Annotated in this window: 15 protein-coding genes; 7 read left to right on the top strand and 8 right to left on the bottom strand. The window is 71.3% G+C overall.

The window, feature by feature from the left end; translation table 11 throughout:
- Positions 1–58 precede the first annotated feature (58 nt).
- The 5 genes from BMZ47_RS08795 (at position 59) to uraD (ending at position 2,108) form a co-directional block, all read left to right on the top strand.
- Entirely contained in the window at positions 59–229 is a 171-nt protein-coding gene (locus tag BMZ47_RS08795; RefSeq protein ID WP_007567347.1) for a DUF3606 domain-containing protein, read from the top strand.
- Positions 229–525 carry a DUF2934 domain-containing protein gene (locus BMZ47_RS29255; protein WP_007567345.1) on the top strand — a complete coding sequence of 99 codons (297 nt, stop codon included), beginning with the start codon at positions 229–231 and terminating at the stop codon, positions 523–525. The genes BMZ47_RS08795 and BMZ47_RS29255 overlap by 1 nt, the downstream gene beginning before the upstream one ends.
- 169 nt (positions 526–694) lie before the next feature.
- Positions 695–1,213, top strand: coding sequence for a hydroxyisourate hydrolase (gene uraH / locus BMZ47_RS08785; RefSeq protein WP_091860880.1), 519 nt, complete (start codon positions 695–697; stop codon positions 1,211–1,213).
- Between the two features lie 27 nt (positions 1,214–1,240).
- A complete protein-coding gene (gene uraH, locus BMZ47_RS08780) occupies positions 1,241–1,594 on the top strand; it encodes a hydroxyisourate hydrolase (RefSeq protein WP_091860877.1) in 354 nt (117 codons plus the stop codon).
- 4 nt (positions 1,595–1,598) lie between these two features.
- Positions 1,599–2,108 carry a 2-oxo-4-hydroxy-4-carboxy-5-ureidoimidazoline decarboxylase gene (uraD, locus tag BMZ47_RS08775; RefSeq protein ID WP_091860874.1) on the top strand — a complete coding sequence of 170 codons (510 nt, stop codon included), beginning with the start codon at positions 1,599–1,601 and terminating at the stop codon, positions 2,106–2,108.
- A gap of 3 nt (positions 2,109–2,111) precedes the next feature.
- On the opposite strand, the gene BMZ47_RS08770 is transcribed toward uraD, so the two are convergent.
- From BMZ47_RS08770 to BMZ47_RS08735, 8 genes are all read right to left on the bottom strand, one after another.
- Complete coding sequence (locus tag BMZ47_RS08770) at positions 2,112–3,350, bottom strand: methyl-accepting chemotaxis protein (RefSeq protein ID WP_091860871.1); 1,239 nt, start codon at positions 3,348–3,350, stop codon at positions 2,112–2,114.
- Positions 3,351–3,504: 154 nt separating this feature from the next.
- The gene (locus BMZ47_RS08765) at positions 3,505–6,660 is read right to left on the bottom strand and encodes an Rne/Rng family ribonuclease (protein ID WP_091860868.1); all 3,156 of its coding nucleotides are present in this window, start codon (positions 6,658–6,660) and stop codon (positions 3,505–3,507) included.
- A gap of 981 nt (positions 6,661–7,641) precedes the next feature.
- Positions 7,642–8,970, bottom strand: a complete 1,329-nt coding sequence (gene glcF / locus BMZ47_RS08760; protein ID WP_091860865.1) for a glycolate oxidase subunit GlcF — start codon at positions 8,968–8,970, stop codon at positions 7,642–7,644.
- A gap of 50 nt (positions 8,971–9,020) precedes the next feature.
- Positions 9,021–10,208 (bottom strand): FAD-binding protein, encoded by a 1,188-nt coding sequence (locus BMZ47_RS08755; RefSeq protein ID WP_091860862.1) that lies wholly within the window; start codon positions 10,206–10,208, stop codon positions 9,021–9,023.
- Positions 10,209–10,329: 121 nt separating this feature from the next.
- A complete protein-coding gene (locus BMZ47_RS08750) occupies positions 10,330–11,775 on the bottom strand; it encodes a lipopolysaccharide biosynthesis protein (RefSeq protein WP_091860859.1) in 1,446 nt (481 codons plus the stop codon).
- Positions 11,776–11,908: 133 nt separating this feature from the next.
- On the bottom strand, positions 11,909–14,005 hold the full coding sequence (locus BMZ47_RS08745) for a methyl-accepting chemotaxis protein (RefSeq protein ID WP_091861343.1): 2,097 nt from the start codon (positions 14,003–14,005) through the stop codon (positions 11,909–11,911).
- A 372-nt stretch (positions 14,006–14,377) separates the two neighbouring features.
- Positions 14,378–16,477, bottom strand: a complete 2,100-nt coding sequence (locus BMZ47_RS08740; protein ID WP_091860856.1) for a methyl-accepting chemotaxis protein — start codon at positions 16,475–16,477, stop codon at positions 14,378–14,380.
- A 470-nt stretch (positions 16,478–16,947) separates the two neighbouring features.
- A complete protein-coding gene (locus BMZ47_RS08735) occupies positions 16,948–17,448 on the bottom strand; it encodes a GNAT family N-acetyltransferase (protein WP_091861340.1) in 501 nt (166 codons plus the stop codon).
- An 834-nt stretch (positions 17,449–18,282) separates the two neighbouring features.
- On the opposite strand from BMZ47_RS08735, the gene BMZ47_RS08730 reads away from it, so the two are divergent.
- Together BMZ47_RS08730 and BMZ47_RS08725 are read left to right on the top strand one after the other, a co-directional pair.
- Complete coding sequence (locus tag BMZ47_RS08730; RefSeq protein ID WP_007563574.1) at positions 18,283–19,449, top strand: type III PLP-dependent enzyme; 1,167 nt, start codon at positions 18,283–18,285, stop codon at positions 19,447–19,449.
- Positions 19,450–19,580: 131 nt separating this feature from the next.
- Positions 19,581–20,132: a GNAT family N-acetyltransferase gene (locus tag BMZ47_RS08725; protein WP_091860853.1), complete on the top strand. Its 552-nt coding sequence runs from the start codon at positions 19,581–19,583 to the stop codon at positions 20,130–20,132.
- Positions 20,133–20,169: the final 37 nt, after the last annotated feature.

Raw genomic sequence — 20,169 nt, 5'->3', positions numbered from 1 at the left:
GTCCCTTGAGACAGCCCGGCCCGGCCGCGGCTGACCAGCAATCCAGAGCGTGCGAACCATGTCCACCGAGTTCAGAGGCAAGACGCATATCGACATCTACGACCGGGTGATGCGCGAGGAGTGGGCGCAGCGCTTCGGCGTCAGCGAGGAGCGGCTACGCAAGGCCGTGACCATGGTGGGAAGCCGCATCACCAGCGTCGCCGCCTATCTCGACAGGCCGGCCTCCTGATGAAAGACGAGGCGCCGGAAACCGGTCCCGACATACGGTCCGCTCCGGAGCCCAGCGCTCCGGAGAGCGGCCCGCGCCCGCCCCCGAACCGATCCGAGGACAGGGGCGCGCCGGACGCGATCCCGTTCGAGCAGATCCGGGAGCGCGCCTACGAGTTGTGGGAGCGCAATCACCGGCCGGAGGGGTTCGAGATCGAGTTCTGGCTTCTGGCCGAGCGGGAACTGCGCAAGGAGCGCGACCGGAAGAAGGCCGATGCCGCACCGTCGCCCCCGCCGACCGACCCCGAGACACCCTGAGACCGTCGACGGCTGGCTCGGCCTTTGCGAGACCGGGCGTGTCGATGGCGCGAGGGGCAGGCGAAATGCGGTCGCGATCCGTTTCACACCGGTTCTGTCGCCCTCTGCGGCCGAAACGCGCCGTATCCCGGGGCGAGGGGCGTTCGGTGCGGACGAGCGGGGGACCGGCGTGGACCGTATCGCCCTGACCCGCCGGAGCCTCGGCGGGCTCGGCCTCGGCGGCGCCGTGGCTGTGGCCGGGACGCCGTCCCAGGCGCAGCCCAGCGGAGCTGCTCCCGCGTCAGGCACCCAGCCCGGGCCGCTCGCCGCGGCCCCGACCTCGCAGACCGGGCTCGGGCCCCGGCTGACCCTGCACGCGATCGACAATGCCCACGGCACCCCGGGGGCTGGCCTCGTCTGCGACCTGTCGATCCGCGAGGGCGAGCTGTACCGGCCGATCAAGACGGTCACCACGACGGCCAATGGTCGTCCGGCCGAACCGCTTCTGGTCGACGATGCGCTGAAGCCCGGCCGCTACGAAGTGCTGCTGCATGTCGGGGCGTATTTCGCCGCCCTCGGCGTGGCGCTCCCGAGCCCCAACTTCCTCGACCGCGTGCCGATCCGCTTCCAGATCCGCGATCCGCGCCAGCGCTACCACCTGCCGGTGCTGTTCACGCCCTGGGGCTATTCCTACTATCGCGGCAGCTGAGCCCAACCCTACCGGGACTGCGCATCCATGGCCGGCATCTCGACCCATGTCCTCGATACCGATCGCGGCCGCCCGGCCGCCGGGGTACGCATCGAGCTCTCGGTTCTGGACGGTGAAACGTGGCGGCTGGTGCGCAGCGCGGTGACCAACGCGGACGGGCGCACCGATGCACCGATCCTGCCGGCCGACGAGGCCCGGACCGGCCAGTACGAGCTGGTCTTCCACGTCGGCGATTATTTCCGGCAGCGCCCGGGCACGGCCGAGGCCGACATCTTCATCGACGACCCGGTGGTGCGCTTCGCGATCTTCGACGCCCGGCAGCACTACCACGTGCCGATGCTGTGCGCGCCCGCGAGCTTCACCACCTATCGCGGCAGCTGACACCATGCCGGATCTCGCCGCGATCAACCGGATGGAGGCGGAGGCCTTCGTGGCGCTGCTCGGCGGCGTGTTCGAGCACGCGCCCTGGGTGGCGGAGACCGCCTGGCCGCACCGGCCCTTCGCCAGCGTCGGCGCCCTGCACGACGCGATGATGCAGGCGGTGCGCGCCGCCCCGGCGGAGCGGCGCCGCGCCTTCCTCAACAACCACCCGGAACTCGCCGGCCCGGAGGCCCGGGCCCGCAGCCTGACGGCGGAATCGACGCGCGAGCAGGGCAGCGCCGGCCTCGACCGCATCACGCCGGAGGAGGCCGCGGCCTTCGACCGCCTGAATGCGGCCTACCGGGCGCGGTTCGGCGTCCCGTTCATCATCGCGGTGCGCGGGCGCAGCCGGGCCGAGATCCTGGCCGCCTTCGAGGTGCGGCTCGCCCGGGACCCGGCCGACGAGGAAGCGACCGCCCTGGAGGAGGTCGCCCTGATCACCCGCATGCGCCTGGACGGGCTGGTCGCGGACTGAGCCTCAGGCTCCGGCCGCCGTCTTGGCCTCGACCAGGGCCGCCTCGAAGCTGGTGAAGGCCGTGGTCGCCTCGTCCCAGGCCTGGGCGCGGATGTGCCGGGCCAGGGACGCGGCGAGGTCGCGGGCCCGGGTCAGGGCCGATTCCACGGCGGCCGGGCGGCTCGGATCGGCCGGGATGCCGACCGGGGGCGTATCGACCGAGCGCATCCCCACGAGGGTCGCCGCCATGGCCCGGCGCCAGGCGGCGCAATCGGCCGGGATGCGCGCGAGCCGCATCGCCGCGTCGTCGCCGGCCTGCCGGTCGAGCAAGGTGCGGCCGAGATCCTCGATCCGGTCGAGCTGGCTGAGCGCATCGCCGATCTCCCGGCGGCCCTTGTCGGTGCCCTCGGCGATCCGGCCGACGCTCCGGGCGATCTCGCCGGTCGCCTGGATCTGCTGGCCCATGATCTCGGAGGCCTCACGCATCTGGGCCGCCACGGTGGCGACGGCGCCGCTCTCCGCCTCGACCCGGACATTGGCCCGCACCATCGCGGCGGCGCCGGTCTCGACGGCGCCGCGGCTGCGCGTCACCGCGGCCTGCATCGCCGCCATCTCTTCGCGCAATCCGCCGAGCCGGGCGCGGATCTCGTCCGTCGCCTTCGCGGTCTGCGCGGAGAGCATCTTCACTTCCGCCGCAACGACGGCGAAGCCGCGGCCCGCTTCGCCGGCCCGGGCCGCCTCGATCGTGGCGTTGAGCGCCAGAAGATTGGTCTGGGCCGAGATCGCCGCGATGGTCCCGGCCATCTCCTCGATCCGCAGGGCGGCGGCCGAGAAACTGTCGAGCCGGCTGCCGATCTCCTCGGTACCCTGCTCGATCCCGCGCATGCCGTCGCTGGCGCGCTGCAGGTCGTCGACGCAGGTGGCGATGCCGGCGCGGGCGGTCTCAGCGGTCTCGGCGGCCGAAGAGGAACGGGCCGCGATCTCGCTGGTGCTGGCGGCGAGCTCCTCGCTGGCGGCGGCGATCAGCCGGGCCTGCTCGGCGGTGCCGGAGGCGTCATGCGTCATCCAGCCGATCGAGGTGCCGGCATCGGAGGCCGCCGCCGACAGGCGCGCCAGGAGCGACATCAATTCGCGATCGGGCTCGGGGGCCTTCGGCAGGAGCGCATCCCCGGAGGGCGCGACGGGCGAGGCCGCCTGGGCGTCGGCCGTCGCCGCGGTCCCAGCCAGATCCTGGACCGGGCGCTTGCGGCGCAAACTCAACATGCGAGGGCTCCTGCGAAGGTCGATTCGGGAGCCATATTCGCACGAAACCTTCAACCGAAGATGAAGGATAACCATCCCTTATTGGAATTGGACGAAGGCGTCCGCTCGCCGGTCGGCGCCCCCGGACCGTGATGTCCGGGGGCGCCGCGGTGACTCACTCGCCGGTGAGGGCGGCCTTGGTGCGGGACCACCAGCCGGCACGCTTGGGGCGGTCCGGATCGCTGGGCTGCGTCAGCACCACGGCGACGGGCTCGCGCGGCGGGACGGCCTCCGTCGGTGCCGGCTCGGGCTGCGTTTCCGCGGCCTGCGGCTCCGTCGGCTGCGCGGCGGCCTCCTGCGCCGGCGTCGGCGCGACCGGCAGGTCGACGGCGACCTCGTCGTGGACGGGGGACGGGGCGGCCTCGACCGCCTCGGCCACGGCCTCGGCGCTCACCGGCTCCTCGGCCGACAGGGCGACCGCATCGGACTCCGTCTCGGCCGAACCCTCGGCGTCGCCACCCTCGCGGGTCCGGCCCTCGGCGCGGCCGCGACCGCCCCGGCGGCCGCGACGACGGCGGCGCGCGCCGTCCTCCTCGGTCCGGGCATTCTCGTCCGGACCGGCGACGGTCTCGTCGGGCTCGGCGCCCTCGGACGCCACGGCCGCGACCGGCGCCTCGACGGATTCTGGCGCCTCCTCGGTGCCGCGCTCCTCGTCCTGATCGTCCTCGTCCTGACGCTCGCCCTCGGCCTGGCCCTCCTCGGACCGGCCGTCCTGGCGGCCGCCGCGCCGGCGGCGCCGACGGCGGCGGCGACGGCCGTCGCCCTCATCGCGGGTCCCGTCCTCGCGGGCGCCCTCGTCGCGCGACCCGTCGGCGCGCTCCTCGGACCGGCCCTCCTCGGACTCGCCCTCGGCATCCGCCTCGGCCTCGTCGGTCTCCTCGACCTCCTCCTCGTCATCGAATTCCATGGCGGGCGAGATCGCCTGCGCACGCACGCCCGTCACCGGGCCCTCGGCCCGCTGGGCCGGCTCGCCGCGGTCGAGCTGGAACGCGGTGGTCACCGCCAGCCGCTCGTCGGCCGCGATCGTGATCGTCACGCCGAAGCGCAGCTCTAGCTCGCGCAGGTGCCCGCGCTTCTGGTTGAGGATGTACAAAGCCACCTCGGTCCGGGTGCGCAGGATCAGGTTGTGGGAGGCCGACTTGAGCAGCGCCTCCTCGATGGAGCGCAGGATGTGCAGCGCCACCGAGGCGGTGGCCCGCACGTAGCCCGAGCCGCCGCAATGCACGCAGGGGATCGAGGAGGATTCGAGCACGCCGGTGCGGATGCGCTGGCGGCTCATCTCCATCAGGCCGAAGGGCGAGATCCGGCCGACCTGGATGCGGGCGCGGTCGTTCTTCAGGCACTCGTTGAGCTTCTTCTCGACCGCGCGGTTGTTGCGCTTCTCCTCCATGTCGATGAAGTCGATGACGATCAGGCCCGCGAGGTCGCGCAGGCGCAGCTGGCGGGCGACCTCCTCGGCCGCCTCCAGGTTCGTCCGCAGCGCGGTGTCCTCGATGTCGTGCTCCCGGGTCGAGCGGCCGGAGTTCACGTCGATCGAGACCAGCGCCTCGGTCGGGTTGATCACCAGGTAGCCGCCGGATTTCAGTGAGACGTGGGTCGAGAACATCGCGTCGAGCTGCTGCTCGACGCCGTAGCGGGCGAAGATCGGCGTCGGGTCGCGGTAGGGCTTCACGACCTTGGACTGGCCGGGCATCAGCATCCGCATGAAGTCCTTGGCCTCGGCATAGGCCTCCTCGCCGGAGACCAGAACCTCGTCCAGGTCCTTGTTGTACAGGTCGCGGATCGCCCGCTTGATCAGCGAGCCCTCCTCGTAGACCAGGGCCGGGGCCATCGAGGTCAGGGTCAGCTCGCGGACCGATTCCCACAGCCGCATCAGGTACTCGAAGTCGCGGGCGATCTCGGGCTTGGAGCGCGAGGCGCCGGCGGTGCGCAGGATCACGCCCATCCCCTCCGGCACCTCCAGATCGGCCACGACCTCCTTGAGGCGCTTGCGGTCGGCCGCCGAGGTGATCTTCCGGGAGATGCCGCCGCCGCGGCCGGTATTGGGCATCAGCACCGAGTAGCGGCCGGCGAGCGACAGGTAGGTGGTGAGCGCCGCGCCCTTCGTGCCGCGCTCTTCCTTGACCACCTGCACCAGGATGATCTGGCGGCGCTTGATCACCTCCTGGATCTTGTAGTGGCGGCGATAATGGCGGGGCCGCTCGGGGATCTCGGCCAGCGCGTCGCCGTTCCCGCCGACCTGGGCGATCCGGGGCTCGGCGTCGGGGTCGTCGGAATCCTCATCCGATTCCTCGTCGGACTCGTCCTCGTCCTCGTCGTCCGAATCGTCTTCGTCCGAGTCTTCTTCGTCCGAGTCGGACTCGTCCTCGTCCTCGTCCTCGTCTTCCAGATCCGCCTCGTCGTCGGCCTCTCCGGTCACGGATCCGCTCCGCACGGAGGACGCCTCGGCGGCGTCCTCGGCGATCGTCTCGGCCGGCGCGTCGGCGACGGTCAGGGCCTCGGCCACGGCGACCACGGCCTCGGGCTCGACCGCCTCGTCGCGGTCGGCCGCCGGCTGCTCGGGCCGGGCCTCGGTCTCAGTCTCGGCCTTGGGCTCGGTCGCCGGAGCGGCCTCGACGGCCTGCGCGGGAATGTCCCCGGCGGCTTGCTCGGAGGCGACGGCCTCCTGCACGGCTTCCGGATTCTCGGCGAGGGTGTCGGGCTGCCCGGCCTGGGCATCCTGGGCCACGTGCCCTTCGGCGTGACCCTCGGTCTGCGCGGTCTCGGCGTCAGGCGCCTGGGCGTCCGGGGACTCGGCGGCCTGCGGGAAGTCCGTATCCTGCTGGGATTCCAGAACCTGGGCAGCCTCGGAACCAAGCGGGGCCTCGGACACGTCCTCGGCGCTCACCGTCTCGTCGGTGCGGGAGCGGGCCTCGGCGCGGCGACCGCGGGAGCGGCGGGGCGACCGGCGGCGGCGCTCCTCGCGCTCGCGGTGCTCCTCGGCGTCGCGGGCCTCGTCCTCGAGCAGCGCCTGCCGGTCAGCCAGCGGGATCTGGTAATAGTCGGGGTGGATCTCGTTGAAGGCGAGGAAGCCGTGGCGGTTGCCGCCATACTCCACGAAGGCCGCCTGCAGCGACGGCTCCACCCGGGTGACCTTGGCGAGATAGATGTTGCCGCGCAGCTGGCGCCGGTTGGCGGCTTCGAAGTCGAACTCCTCGACCCTAGACCCGTGGACCGTGACGACCCGGGTCTCCTCCGGGTGCATCGCGTCGATCAGCATTTTGTTGGCCATGTCGGACTCTCGGCATGGCGGCCGACGTCGTTCTCCGTGCCCGTGGTCCCGGCGGCGCCTCGCCCGACCTGCTTGTGGCCTGGCATGGAGCCGGCCTCGTCACCGAGGCGGCTGGGTTCGAGGGGAAATTGCCGTCAACCGCCGTTCGGCGCCCTGGGCGCCTGGGGTTGAACTTGGCCGGTAGGGGGAACGGGCCGGTACGACGCATGTCCTGCGCCTCCGGGGCACGCGCAGCGCCATGCTGAGCCGTGCGTCCGTCCATCCTGGTTCCGACCTCGCGAAACAATCTCGGCCGGGTGAGACCGGCCGTGAATTCCTGGATGCGGCGGAGGATCTCCACCACGTCGTGCGACACCTGTCCGATCGGGAAAGACACCCGCCGCCGCAAGGCGAGCCGAAGAGGCCCACCGCGACGCCGCGTCCGTCTCCGCAAAGGAATTCGGCCGCGTCCGCAAACCGTTACGACGGCCGGCGGGACCGGAGAAGGGTCAGTATCATTACAGACGGCCGCAGGGATTTGGCAAGGGTCAAGCGCGGGACGATGTCACGGTATCGTCACGGCGCCCGGGCGCGGCGCTGCGGTCCTGCCGAGGGCGATTTCTCGCTGGGTCCGGCAGCGGACGCTCGACGCGCCGCACTCTCCGCACCGATCGCTGACGGAAAGAGGGCCACGGCCGGGTCCAAGCGCGCCTCCCTCCCCCCTCTGCGGGGGAGGGTGGGCCGGCCGGCAGGCCGGGTCGGGAGAGGGGAACCCGGGTTCAGCACAGGGCGCGGCCGGCATGACGGGCCAAGCCCTGTTCTGCCGCGTCGCTCCCCTCTCCCGACCCCCTTCGGGGGCCACCCTCCCCCGCAGAGGGGGGAGGGAAGGCGCGTGTCAGTCTCGGGGAGACTTCTCTTTCAGCCGAGAGCTATCCGGACCGCGTTCTATGAAGCCGTTGGCTCGCGGAAGTGGAGGGCAGGCGGCCGTATCCGGCCGCAGCCCTATTCCGCCGCCTCCAGCCGCGGCGCGACGCCATTGAGCGCGGCGGGCTTCGGGCCGCCGGTGGCCCAGTCCAGCAACTCCACCGTGTGCACGATCGGGATGCCGGTGCCCTTCCCGATCTGCGTGGCGCAGCCGATATTGCCGGTGGCGATCACGTCGGGTCGGATGCGCTCGATATTGGCGACCTTGCGGGCGCGCAGCTTCGCCGCGAGCTCGGGCTGCAGGATGTTGTAGGTCCCGGCCGAGCCGCAGCAGATATGGCCCTCCGGCACGTCCTTCACGGTGAAGCCGGCGCGCTTGAGCAGGGTCTTCGGCTCGGTGCGGATGCCCTGGCCGTGCTGCATCGAGCACGCCGAGTGGTAGGCGACCACGAGGTCGCTCTCCACGGTCGCCGCCAGATCGAGCTGGGCCACGTACTCGGTCACGTCCTTGGCGAGGCTCGAGACCCGCTGCGCCTTCTCGGCATAGGCCGGGTCCTCCCGGAACATGAAGCCGTAATCCTTGATGGTCGTGCCGCAGCCCGAGGCGGTGACCAGGATCGCGTCGAGGCCCTTGGCGATCTCCGCGTCCCAGGCGTCGATGGCCTGCTTGGCCAGGGCGTGGGAGGAAGCCTCCTTGCCCATATGGTGGGTCAGCGCCCCGCAGCAGCCCTCCTCGGCATGGACGACCTCGATCCCGTGCCGGTTGAGCAGCCGGATCGCCGCGGCGTTGAAATCCGGCCGCAGGACGCTCTGGGCGCAGCCGCGCAGCAGGGCGACGCGCTTGGTCGCCGCTCCGCCTTCCGGCGCGAAGCGGCCGGCCCGGTTGGTCGGCTCGCTGCCGGGCAGCCGGGCCGGGGCGAGGTCGAGCATTGCGACCAGCCGGTTCCCGACCCGGGGCAGCCGCGCCACGAGCCCGCGGAACGGCGCGCCGAGCTTGGCGGCGATCAGGGCCAGCCGGAACCGGTTCGGATAGGGCAGGACCTGCGCCAGCAGCGCGCGCAGGAACCGGTCGCCCGCGGGGCGCGCGAAGGTCGTCTCGATATGCGCCCGGGCGTGGTCGACGAGGTGCATGTAATGCACCCCCGACGGGCAGGTGGTCATGCAGGACAGGCAGGAGAGGCAGCGGTCGATGTGCTTGACCACCTCCTGCGAGGCCGGCTTGCCGCCCTCCAGCATGTCCTTGATCAGGTAGATCCGCCCGCGCGGGGAATCGAGCTCGTCGCCCAGCAGGAGATAGGTCGGGCAGGTCGCGGTGCAGAAGCCGCAATGCACGCAGGTCCGCAGGATCTTCTCCGACGCCGCCATGGCGGGATCGGCGAGCTGGGCGAGGTTGAAATTGGTCTGCACGATGCCTTCCTGCCTGCGCTCCCCGGTCTGGCGGGGAGAGGGGACCCGTCTCAAACGCCCGCGTACATCCGGCCGGGGTTCAGCACCCCGGCGGGATCGTGCGCCGTCTTGATCCCGGCGGTGATCCGCATCAGCGGGTCCGCCAGGGGCTGGAACACCGGCACGGAAGCCCGCACGGAATCGGGGGCGCGCACCAGCGTCGCGTGGCCGCCCTGGTCGCGCAGAGCGGTGCGCACGAGGGCCGCGCCGGCATCACCGGCCGATCCGGTGGCGAGCCAGATCTGGCCGCCGCCCCAATCGTAGATCCAGCGGGCCTCGCGCCCGGCCGCGATCGCCGCCACCAGGGCCGGCCCGTGCGTCGGGGCCGTCGAGATCCGCCACAGGGCCGCGTCGCGGGGCTCGGCCAGGGGGCTGGCGTCGCGCACCGCCCGCCACAGGGCGGTGCCGGCCTCGCCCTCCAGAAGCTCAGGGCTTCCGAAGCGCTTGAGCAGGCGGCGCAATTCCCCGGTCCGGTAATCGATCGACTCGGAAAACCCTTCGAGGCGCATCAGCGTCCGGGCCTCGGGGGCGCCGATGCCGGCGGGCAGGTGCGCCGCGCCGGTGAGCTCGAACGGCGAGCCCAGCGCCGCCGCCAGGGCCGCGACCGCCCGGGCATCGTCGAGGCCGGCAAACACCAGGGTGGCGACGCGCTCGCAGGCCGGCAGCACCTTGAAGGTGACCTCGGTGAGCAGCCCGAGCGTGCCGTGCGCCCCGGCCATGAGCTTCACCAGGTCGAGCCCGGTGACGTTCTTCATCACCCGGCCGCCCGACTTGATCGCCTCGCCGCGCCCGTTGACGAAGCGCACGCCGATCAGGCTGTCCCGGGCCGCGCCGGCATTGATCCGGCGGGGGCCGGCATTGTTGGTCGCCGCCACGGCGCCGAGCGTCGGCTCGCCGGTCGTGCCGTAGAGGCCGCGCCAGTCCATCGGCTCGAACGGCAGCATCTGGCCCCGGGAGGCGAGCAGCGCCTCGACCTCGGCGAGCGGCGTGCCGGCCCGGGCGGCCACCACCATCTCGGCCGGCTCGTAGAGCGTCACGCCGGTGAGCTTTTGCGCGGAGAGCGTCGCGCTGTCCTGCGCGGGCCGGCCGAGCCCCGCGGCGGTGCCGCCGCCGGCCAGCCGCAGGCGCTCGCCGCGCCCGGCAGCCGCGCGCACGATGTCTTCCGCCTCCGCCTCGGTGCCGGGCTCGTAGCCGCCCATCGTCTCCGCCCCGGTTCTTTTTGGACTTGTTCCAGACCCGGTTTCGCCGGAACGCGCGGCGGATTCAAGCGGAGGTGGCGTCGCGGGCTTGGCGAAGCGTGGACGATGAAGACGCGCCGGCCTATCCCGCGGCGATCGTCCGGTTCGGGCGCAGGCGCGCGACGACCTGGCGGCGCAGGCCGGCAATGTCGAAGATCCAGACCAGCGCCCCGTAGAGAGCCGCCCCGGCCGGGACCAGAACCGCGAGCGCGGCGGCGGGCGGCAGGTGCCGGAACGGCGCGAGCGCCAGCCCCATCGCCCCGCAGGCGAGGGCCGCCACACCGATCTGGCCCCAGGGCAGCACGATCCGCTCGGAGCCGGTGAGCGCCCGCCAGCCGAGCCAGAGCGCGGCGGCGGCAAGCCCCAGGGTCTGGGCCAGGGCGACGCCCATCCCGCCCATCAGTGCGGGCAGCAGCAGCAGGCCGGCGCCGTTGACCGCGAGCCCGACCAGGGCGGCGGCGATCACGGGCAAGGTCCGGCGGCGGATCTGGAAGACCGGGTTGAGGGCGTAGAACATCATCGCCAGGCAGAACAGGCCGGGCATCAGCGCGACGCTGTAGCGCTCGAACGGGCCGCGATAGGCGTCGGGCACCACGAGCCCCTGGAGCGCCGGCAGCACCGCCCAGAACCCGACCGCGCAGGGCGCCAGCAGGGCGAACACGGTGCCGGCATTCTCGGCGACCTGCGCCTCGGCCGCCGCGCGGCCGTGCTGCTCCTCGGCCTGGACGGCGAACTGGAACAGCAGCAGGTCGAGGGCGGTGCCCAGCGTCATCAGCGAGCGCGAGGTGACGTCGGCGGCGAGCGCGAAATAGCCGGCCTCGGCGAAGCCCGCATGGCCGGCGATCGCGCCCCGGTTCACGAAGGCGAGGCACTGATAGGCGGTGTTGGCGGCGATCAGCGGCAGGCCGTAGCGGGCGAAGATGCCCCAGGTCGCGGTGAGCCGCGGCCGCTCGAACGGCATGGCGGGGTCGCGCAGCGGATGGCGCAGCAGGATCACGGCGGCGAGCTGGCTGAGGCCGGCCGCCGCCAGCACCCAGGCCGGCTGCGGCAGCCACCAGGCGGCCGCGGCCATCAGGATGAAGGCCAGGACGTTCTTCACCGCCACGAGGCCGAGATACAGCTTGCCGTCGAACCGGGCGCGGGCCAGAGCCGCATGGTAGTCGAACACCCCGATGCCGAGCGCGGCCAGCCCCGTGCCGCACAGGACCGCCTCGCGCCCGCCCGCCCCGTCGCCGCCGAAGCCGAACGCCCCGCACAGGGCGGCGGCGCCGAGCAGCAGCAGGCCGATGCGCAGATAGGCCCGGTCGAGCCCGTGCCGGATCCAGGGCTCGTCCACGCGCACGCGCCCCGAATAGAACCGCGTCGCCGAGAGCCGCAGCCACTCGAACAGCACCGTGTTCAGCACGACCGCCCCGGTGGTCGCCAGGGCGAACCGGCCGAAATCGGCCGGCCCGAGCAGCTGGGCGATCAGCAGTCCGAGGACGAAGTTGAGCCCCGCATTGATCACGAAGGCGGCGATCACGGCCATGGACGGCGTCTCATGCGCGGCGAGGTCTCGGGGCGGCCTCAGCGATGTAGGGTCGGGGCTGTAAGACTCTCCTAACAGGGCGGGAACAGGGCGGCCCCCGGATCGCACGATCCGGTGACCCGGCGCGGGTCCGTCACGCGGCCCGGACGGTGTCGAGGAAGCGGGCGACCTCGGCATTGAGGTGCTCGGATTGCCGCGACAGCTCGGTCGCCGCGCTCAACACCTGGCTCGCCGCGTTGCCGGTCTCGTCCGCGGCACCCGCGACGCCCGCGATGTTGCGGGTGACCTCGCCGGTCCCGGTCGCCGCCTGCCCGACATTGCGCACGATCTCCTGGGTCGCCGCGCCCTGCTCCTCCACCGCCGCGGCGATCGTGGTCGCCACGTTGTTGATCTCCTGGATGCGCGTGCTGATCGACCCGATCGCCGTCACGGCATCGCCGGTCGAGGTCTGGATCCGGGCGATCTGCCCGGCGATCTCCTCGGTGGCCTTGGCGGTCTGCTCGGCGAGCGCCTTCACTTCGGAAGCGACCACGGCAAAGCCGCGCCCCGCCTCGCCGGCCCGGGCCGCCTCGATCGTGGCGTTGAGCGCCAGCAGGTTGGTCTGACCGGCGATGTTCGAGATCAGCCCGACGACATCGCCGATCCGGCCGACGGCGCTGCTCAACTCCTGAACCAGCATGCCCGTCTGGCCGGCCTCGTCGACCGCGACCTGGGCGAGCTTGGCGGATCCGTCGACCTGCCGCCCGATCTCCTGGACCGACGAGCCCAGCTCTTCGGCCGCCGCCGCCACGGTGTTGACGTTGGATGTCGCCTGCTCGGCCGCGGCCGCCACCGTGGTGGATTGACTGGCGGTCTGGGTCGCGGTGGCCGTCATGGTCTGGGCGGCGGCCTGCAGCTGCGTCGCCGAGGACGACACGAGGCTGATGATGCCGCCCACCGCCTGCTGGAAGCTTTCCGCCAGCTGGTGCAGGCCGGCCTTGCGCCGCTCCTCGGCCTCCGCACGGACCCGGGCGGTCTCCGCCTCCAGCGCGCGGGAGCGGATCAGGTTGTCCTTGAACACCTGGACGGCCGACGCCATCGCGCCGACCTCGTTCCGGTATCCGCGTGCCGGTATCTCCACGGACGCATCGCCATCCGCCAGGGCCCGCATCGTCGCCGTCATGGTGTGGAGCGGGCGCAGCACGCCGCCGAACAGGGCCAGGAGGCCGAGGGCGACGAACAGGATCGCGGCCAGCAGCGCGGCCGCGTTGCGGATCAGGATGCTACGGGCCTCATCGGCCAGGGTCTCGGCGCGCGCGACCATCTCGTCGAGCGCGGCGTCGACGAGACCGACGATGGACCATTGATTGACGGTATTGCGCTGCCGCAGGTCCTCGAACGTGTAGCGCAGCGGCTTGTGCTGGCTGAGCGCGTCGAACACCGCGATCGCGATGGCCTTGGACTCGCCTTCGAAATTGTCGGCGTTGGCCTTCTGGAAGGCGGCCCGGACCCTGTCCGAGACCTTGGTCGCGGCCTCGGCCGTGCGCGACCAGGCGTTCTGCAGCGTGGCGCGCTCCTCCGCTGCGGACACCGTCTCGGCGAGGGACCACGCTGTCCCGGCAACCAGGGACGCCTGCACCCGCAGCGCGACGTTGCCGCTGGCCACGCGCGTCGCCCACGCCGAGCGCTTGAGGATCAGATACCGCTGCAGGAGCGCGTCGGAATGGGGCATGGCTCCATCCACCGCGTCAGCCGTGGCGGTCAACGCGTCGGCCAGCGTCTGGAAGGCGGTCATCACGGCGGGTTGAAGCGTCGGGTCGCGTTGCGCCTTCGGCAGGCGCAGGGCCGCGTCGATGCCGGGGCGCAGGGCGTTCATGGCGTCCTGCGCGGCGTTCAGCCGATCGAGCGTCGCGGCGACCGCCGGAACATCCAGGCCGCTCAAGAGACGCTGGCTCTGCTGAAAGTTCGCGATCATCTCCTTCCGGCTGTTCGCGATCGTCGACAGCGTATCGGCAGCCGCAGGCTCCTGACCGCCCAGCGCGAGCGTCGAACCGCGCTCGAGACGCAGCGGCAGGATCGTCTTGAGAAGGGCCCGGCTCGCATGCGCCAGCGTCGCGGCTTCCCGCGATTGCGCGGCCTGCTCCCGCGCATCGATGAGCGTGCGCACAGCGTAGCCCAACGTCATCAGCGCCATGACACCGATCACGAGGCACATCAGTGTTCGGATGGAAAATCGCCCCAACCACCGCATCGACAATCTCCAGTTGAAATGTCTGTTTAAGAAATGCTGATCCTTATCAGATATGGCGAAGATCTTATCGGTCAAGCTTTCGAGCAGATGCCGTCATAGATCCGATTTATTTGTGAAGATCAGGATATTGTCCGCAGAATGGAATCATTTAAATCTAGGTCCAGTCGGATTTGACTGGAGATTGGCGCCTGAATTGATGAGACGGCGCATAAAAAAACTTTAAGACGAAGAGGGAGCCGTGCGGTTTGCCGATCCGCGCAGTTCATCTGCGATCGCCTCGACCAATTGCGACCGGCGTGTAGGAGGCGGCCCGTCGCTGCCGCTGCGCCGACATCGGACGACCCGGCGCAGCGTCCGCTCGGTCACCGCTGCTCAGGCGGCCCGGACCGTGTCGAGGAAGCGGGCGACCTCGGCATTGAGGTGCTCGGATTGCCGCGACAGCTCGGTCGCCGCACTCAATACCTGGCCCGCCGCCCGGCCGGTCTCGTCCGCCGCGCCCGCGACGCCGGCGATGTTGCTGGTCACCTCGCCGGTGCCCGCCGCCGCCTGGCCGACATTGCGCACGATCTCCTGGGTCGCCGCGCCCTGCTCCTCCACCGCCGCCGCGATCGAGGTCGCCACGGTGCTGATCTCCTGGATGCGCGCCGTGATCGCGCCGATCGCCGTCACGGCGCCGCCGGTGGAGGCCTGGATCCCGGCGATCTGACCGGAAATCTCCTCGGTGGCCCTGGCGGTCTGCTCGGCCAGCGCCTTCACCTCGGAGGCCACGACGGCGAAGCCGCGGCCCGCATCCCCGGCCCGGGCCGCCTCGATGGTCGCGTTGAGCGCCAGCAGGTTGGTCTGCCCGGCGATGTTCGAGATCAACCCCACGACATCGCCGATGCGCGCCACGGCGCTGCTCAGCTCCTGCACCAGCGCGCTGGTCTGCCCCGCCTCATCGACGGCGCCCTGGGCGAGCTTGGCGGATCCGTCGACCTGCCGGCCGATCTCCTGAACCGACACGCCCAGCTCCTCGGCGGCCGCCGCCACGGTGTTGACGTTGCTGGCCGCCTGCTCGGCCGCGGCCGCCACCGTGGTGGATTGGCTGGCGGTCTGCGAGGCGGTCGCGGTCATCGCCTGGGCGGTGGTTTGCAACTCGGTCGCCGAGGACGACACCTGACCGATGATGCCGCCGACCGCCTGCTGGAAGCTTTCCGCCAGCCGGCGCAGGCCGGTCTTGCGCTGCTCCTCGGCGGCCAGCCGCGCCCGGGCGGTCTCCTCTTCCAGCGCATGGGCGCGGATCAAATTGTCCTTGAACACTTGGACGGCCGCGGCCATTTCGCCGATCTCGTTGCGACGGTCGCGGAAGGGCACTGCGACGGATGTATCGCCGTCAGCGAGCACCTGCATCGTGGTCGTGATCCGCCGGATCGGCCTCAGGACGCCGCGGAACACCGCGAGCAGGCCCAGGCCGACGAGCACCACGGCGGCCAGCAGGACCACGGCATTCCGCGCCAGCGCGGCGTTCGCCGCATGCACGAGGTTGTCGGCGCGCCCGATCATCTCGTCGAGGGCGGCCGTGCCGACATCCACGATCGTCTGCTGATCGGCCGTGTTGCGGGTCCGCGATTCCAGCAGCGTGATGCCCGGCGGCTTCTGCTGGCTGAACGCGTCGTACAGGCTCGTCCGGCGGGCCAGGCCGGTCCCCTCGAAGTTGCTGGCCCCGGCCTTCCGGATCGCCGCGCGGACCGTATCGGAAGCCCCGGGGGCCGCTTCGCTCAGGCGCGCCCAGGCCGCTTCCATCCGGCCGAGCTCCGCGGACGCCACCATGGATTCGGCCAGGGGCCAGGACCGCCCCGCCGCCAGCGTCGACTGGATGCGGAGCCCGACGGCCCCGCTCGCCATGCGCATCGCCCAGGCCGCGCGCTTGATCTCGATGTTGCGGCGCAGGACCGGATCCGACAGGGGAATCGCGGCGTCCACGGCATCGGCGGTGGCGGAGAGCGCATCCAGCATCTCCTGCCAGATCCGCTTCGTCTCCTCCGTCAGACCGGCCTCGCGCTCCGTCTTGGCCAGGCGGATGCCCTTACCGAGGCGGGGCCGGAGGGTCGTCACCGCGTCCTGCGCGGCCTGAAGCCGCCCGAGCGTCGCCCCGACCGCCGGCAGATCCTGATCCCGCAGGCGGGTCACGATCTCCGTCGTGGCGTCACGGACAAGCCGATCGTTCGTGTCGAGCGTGTCCAGGGTCGGCCCGTCCGCGGGACTGTCGCCGGACATGCCCTGCATGGCGACGCCCCGCGCCAGGCGCGTGGCCAGCAGGCCGTTGAGCGACGCCCGGCTCACCTGGGCGAGGGTCGCGACCTGGGCCGATTGCACCGCCTGCCTGCGCACCTCGATCAGCGTGCTCGTGGCGTAGCTCAGGATGATCAGCCCCATCGCCGACAGGACAAGACAGATCGTCGTGCGGATCGAGAAACCGGTTAGGCGCGGCATCTTCAGTCTCTGAACTCTGAATATAAAACGGGGCGGGATATGCGTGCCGCCGTTTTTTATATTTCAAACTGAGTGATCGACAGAATTTTTGCTCATTCGTAAGATTGATGTTTAAAATTCAATCCCCGGAAGGACAGGCTGTCGCTCTGGATAGATAATATGTTGAAACCTCAAGATCGTAAAGCGGAGATCCGAAATTTGTTCAATGATTTGTACTGACATATGCGCGGCTAGAGCGCCATTATTCCATAAATATCTAACAGGATATGCCAGATTCAAACAAGAGAGATATAATATCGGTTCGGTTTCCGGTGTCGCGACTGATCTGCGCACCATAACAATCGGCGACCTGTGTCCGGGTGCCTGTCCCGTTCGCCGAGCATCCGTCAGGGCTGGGTCTCGCGCGATACGCCGGATCGGTGCAGCCGCAGGAGCCGATGGCCGCGATGGGGCGGCCCGGCGCGTGATCCCTACAGCCCGCGCTCGTAGCGCCAGGCCTCCATCCCGTCCTCATAATAGGCGGGCTGCACGGCGAAGCGGGTGTAGCCGCGACGCTCGTAGAGGCGGATGCCGGCGCCGTTATCGGCGCGGACCTCGAGACGCAGGCGGTCGCAGCCATGGGCGCGGGCCTGGGCCTCCGCGGCGTCGAGGAGTTTCCCGCCGAGCCCGAGGCCGCCGCGATTGGGCGCCACCGCGATCGAGGCGAGGCGGGCGATCCGGCTGCCGCGCCGGCGCTCCAGCACCGCCGCGCCGACCAGGACCGGCTCCCGATCCCCGTCCGGCCCCGGAATCAGTGCCGCCAGCACATCCATGCTGGGCGACCGGATCGCGTGACGGATCGCCCGGCGCTCCGCCCGGTCGGTGGCGAAGGCGGCGTGCTCCAGGGCGACCAGGGCATCGAGATCGGCGAGATCGGCGGGGCGGATCAGCGGTTCCGGGAGCGCGTCGCCGCGGGGCGCGGGCACCGGCATGCCGGCGGCGGCATTCACGGGGGCGCTCACGCCCGGGCCGTCGCGCCGGCGCCGAAGCCGGAACGGTCCAGGCCGATAGGGAAGGGCGAGGCTCCGGAGCCGGGCGCGGCGGCGAGGCGATCGGGCACCGCTCTCGATCTGTTCGGCCCGGCCATCATACGCTCGTCTGAGGACATCGCTCCGGCGGTCAGATGCCCGCTTCCGGACCGCTTGGGAAGCCCGCGCGGCCAGGCGGCGGCACCCGGACTGCGCCGTTTTTGCAACGCCGGGGCCGCGGTGCGGATTTGGCGGGGAAATACGGGTCGATCGGGCCGCAATCCCCTTGTTGTCAGGGGTCGATCTCCGTATATGCGCCCTGCCCAATTTCGCACGTGCCTGTGGCCGCGTGCCGGTTGGTGGGCATCCGGTCAACTGCCGGACAGCCGCCAGGGGTCTTAAAGGATCGATGGTCGCAAGGGTGGATCCCTACGGCCGGCATCCAGGTGGCAACACCGGACCCCGACAACAACCGGCAGCCGGAGGCGAAACCGGCGAACCCCGCTCTCCACGGGGGACGCAGCTTAAAGCAACGACGAACGGGCTTTTTTGGTCTCGTCGGCCCTCCAAAGGCCGGCACCGAAGAGGCTTGTTTCTCTTTGCCCGGCGTGCGGTGGGGGTCATCCCTTCCAATCCACGGCAGCTTCCGGGTGCTCTGCGCCCGCCTGGATCGACGCGTCTCCAAAGCGCGTGGGTCCGCGCGACGCATCGCCCCCTGACGCCGGCGACCCGTGGGGTCGTCACATCGACAGCGCGCCCGCGAGACGGGCGCTCGCGAACCCGTGCCGGGAGACGACCATGACCGATCGCATCCGTGATTTCCTGCGCGTGCGCCGTGACCTCGGTCAGGACGAGGGACCCGTGATGGTCCTCGACCTCGATGTCGTGCGCGACAACTACACCGCCTTCGCGCGCTCACTGCCGGACACCCGCGTGTTCTACGCGGTGAAGGCCAACCCGGCCCCCGAGGTGCTGCGCCTGCTCGCCGAGATGGGCTCCTGCTTCGACACCGCCTCGGTGGCCGAGATGGAGATGGCGCTGGCCGCCGGCGCCACCCCCGACCGGATCTCCTTCGGCAACACCATCAAGAAGGAGCGCTGCATCGGCCGCGCGCTCAAGCTCGGCATCCGCCTGTTCGCGGTGGATTGCCAGGCCGAGGTCGACAAGATCGCCCGGGCCGCCGAGGCCGCGGCGGTCGCGGCCTCCGACGTGCGCGTGTTCTGCCGCATCCTGTGCGACGGCGCCGGCGCCGACTGGCCGCTGTCGCGCAAGTTCGGCTGCGTGCCCGAGATGGCGACCGACGTGCTCGAGCACGCTCACCGCCAGGGGCTGGAGGCCTACGGCATCTCGTTCCATGTCGGCTCGCAGCAGGGCAACACCGAGGCCTGGGACGGCGCGCTGGGCTCCGCGGCGGCGATCTTCCGCGAATGCGCCGAGCGCGGCATCTTCCTGTCGATGGTCAATCTCGGCGGCGGCTTCCCGACCAAGTACCTCAAGGCGGTGCCGGGCGTGGAGAGCTACGGCGAGGCGATCTTCCGCGGCCTGACCAAGCATTTCGGCAACCAGATCCCGGAGACGATCATCGAGCCGGGCCGCGGCATGGTCGGCAATGCCGGCCTGATCGAGGCCGAGGTCGTGCTGGTGTCGAAGAAGTCCGCCGACGCCGACGAGGTGCGCTGGGTCTATCTCGACATCGGCAAGTTCGGCGGGCTGGCCGAGACGATGGACGAGTCGATCCGCTACCCGATCCGCACCACCCGGGACGGGGACCGGACCGAGCCCTGCGTCATCGCCGGGCCGACCTGCGACTCGGTGGACGTGCTCTACGAGCGGCAGCTCTACCCGCTGCCGGTCTCGCTCTCGATCGGCGACAAGGTCCTGATCGAGGGCACGGGCGCCTACACCACGACCTACGCGGCGGTGGCCTTCAACGGCTTCCCGCCCCTTCAGCAGATCGTCATCTGAATCTGCGTAGGACATGTCCGGCGGCCCCGAGCCGCCGGACGTCGATCTCCAGCCTCCACCTTGGCGAAGGGCGTTCGGCCCTCCGGCAACCGTCTGCTTCTCCCGCTTGTCGGCCCGGGGAGGGCACAGTCATGATCGAGATCCGCGCGGAGCGCATCCATGACGTCCCGGCGCGCGAGCGCCTGCTCGACGTCTGTTTTGCCGGCAACCGACGCGCTCGGACCTCGGAGCGCCTGCGCGAGGGACGGCTGCCCGCCCGCGGCCTCGCCTTCGCGGCGACCCGGCGCGGCCGCCTCGTCGGCACCCTGCGCCTGTGGCACGTGGAGGCCGGCCTGGCCCGTCCGGCGCTGCTGCTCGGGCCGCTCGCGGTCGATCCGGAGATCCAGGGCCAGGGCCTCGGCTCGGTGATGATGCAGGCCGCCCTCGGCCGGGCGGAATCGCTCGGCCACGGCGCCGTGCTGCTCGTGGGCGATGCGCCGTACTACACCCGCTTCGGCTTCGACCCCGCGCTGGCGGAGGGCCTGACCCTGCCGGGCCCGTTCGAGCGGGCGCGCTTCCTCGGCCTGGAACTGCGCCCGGGCGCGCTCGCCGGCGCCGAGGGCATGGTCCGGGCCACCGGCCGCGTCGCGCCGGCCGAGACGGTGGCGGACGAGGCCGCGGTGGCGCGACGACGCGCCGCCTGATCGCGCCCGCCGCGACCGGTCCCGGTGAGCGCCGGGA

It is taken from the genome of Methylobacterium brachiatum (genome assembly GCF_900113845.1).
Lineage (GTDB): Bacteria > Pseudomonadota > Alphaproteobacteria > Rhizobiales > Beijerinckiaceae > Methylobacterium > Methylobacterium brachiatum.
This window is presented reverse-complemented; position numbering and strand designations above follow the sequence as displayed.

Excerpts from the sequence above, each read along its gene's own strand:
- BMZ47_RS08795 (WP_007567347.1), top strand. The coding sequence starts at position 59 with ATGTCCACCGAGTTCAGAGGCAAGACGCATATCGACATCTACGACCGG.
- BMZ47_RS29255 (WP_007567345.1), top strand. The coding sequence starts at position 229 with ATGAAAGACGAGGCGCCGGAAACCGGTCCCGACATACGGTCCGCTCCG.
- uraH (WP_091860877.1), top strand. The coding sequence starts at position 1,241 with ATGGCCGGCATCTCGACCCATGTCCTCGATACCGATCGCGGCCGCCCG.
- uraD (WP_091860874.1), top strand. The coding sequence starts at position 1,599 with ATGCCGGATCTCGCCGCGATCAACCGGATGGAGGCGGAGGCCTTCGTG.
- BMZ47_RS08770 (WP_091860871.1), bottom strand. The coding sequence starts at position 3,350 with ATGTTGAGTTTGCGCCGCAAGCGCCCGGTCCAGGATCTGGCTGGGACC.
- BMZ47_RS08765 (WP_091860868.1), bottom strand. The coding sequence starts at position 6,660 with ATGGCCAACAAAATGCTGATCGACGCGATGCACCCGGAGGAGACCCGG.
- BMZ47_RS08755 (WP_091860862.1), bottom strand. The coding sequence starts at position 10,208 with ATGGGCGGCTACGAGCCCGGCACCGAGGCGGAGGCGGAAGACATCGTG.
- BMZ47_RS08750 (WP_091860859.1), bottom strand. The coding sequence starts at position 11,775 with ATGGCCGTGATCGCCGCCTTCGTGATCAATGCGGGGCTCAACTTCGTC.
- BMZ47_RS08745 (WP_091861343.1), bottom strand. The coding sequence starts at position 14,005 with ATGCGGTGGTTGGGGCGATTTTCCATCCGAACACTGATGTGCCTCGTG.
- BMZ47_RS08740 (WP_091860856.1), bottom strand. The coding sequence starts at position 16,477 with ATGCCGCGCCTAACCGGTTTCTCGATCCGCACGACGATCTGTCTTGTC.
- BMZ47_RS08735 (WP_091861340.1), bottom strand. The coding sequence starts at position 17,448 with ATGCCGGTGCCCGCGCCCCGCGGCGACGCGCTCCCGGAACCGCTGATC.
- BMZ47_RS08730 (WP_007563574.1), top strand. The coding sequence starts at position 18,283 with ATGACCGATCGCATCCGTGATTTCCTGCGCGTGCGCCGTGACCTCGGT.
- BMZ47_RS08725 (WP_091860853.1), top strand. The coding sequence starts at position 19,581 with ATGATCGAGATCCGCGCGGAGCGCATCCATGACGTCCCGGCGCGCGAG.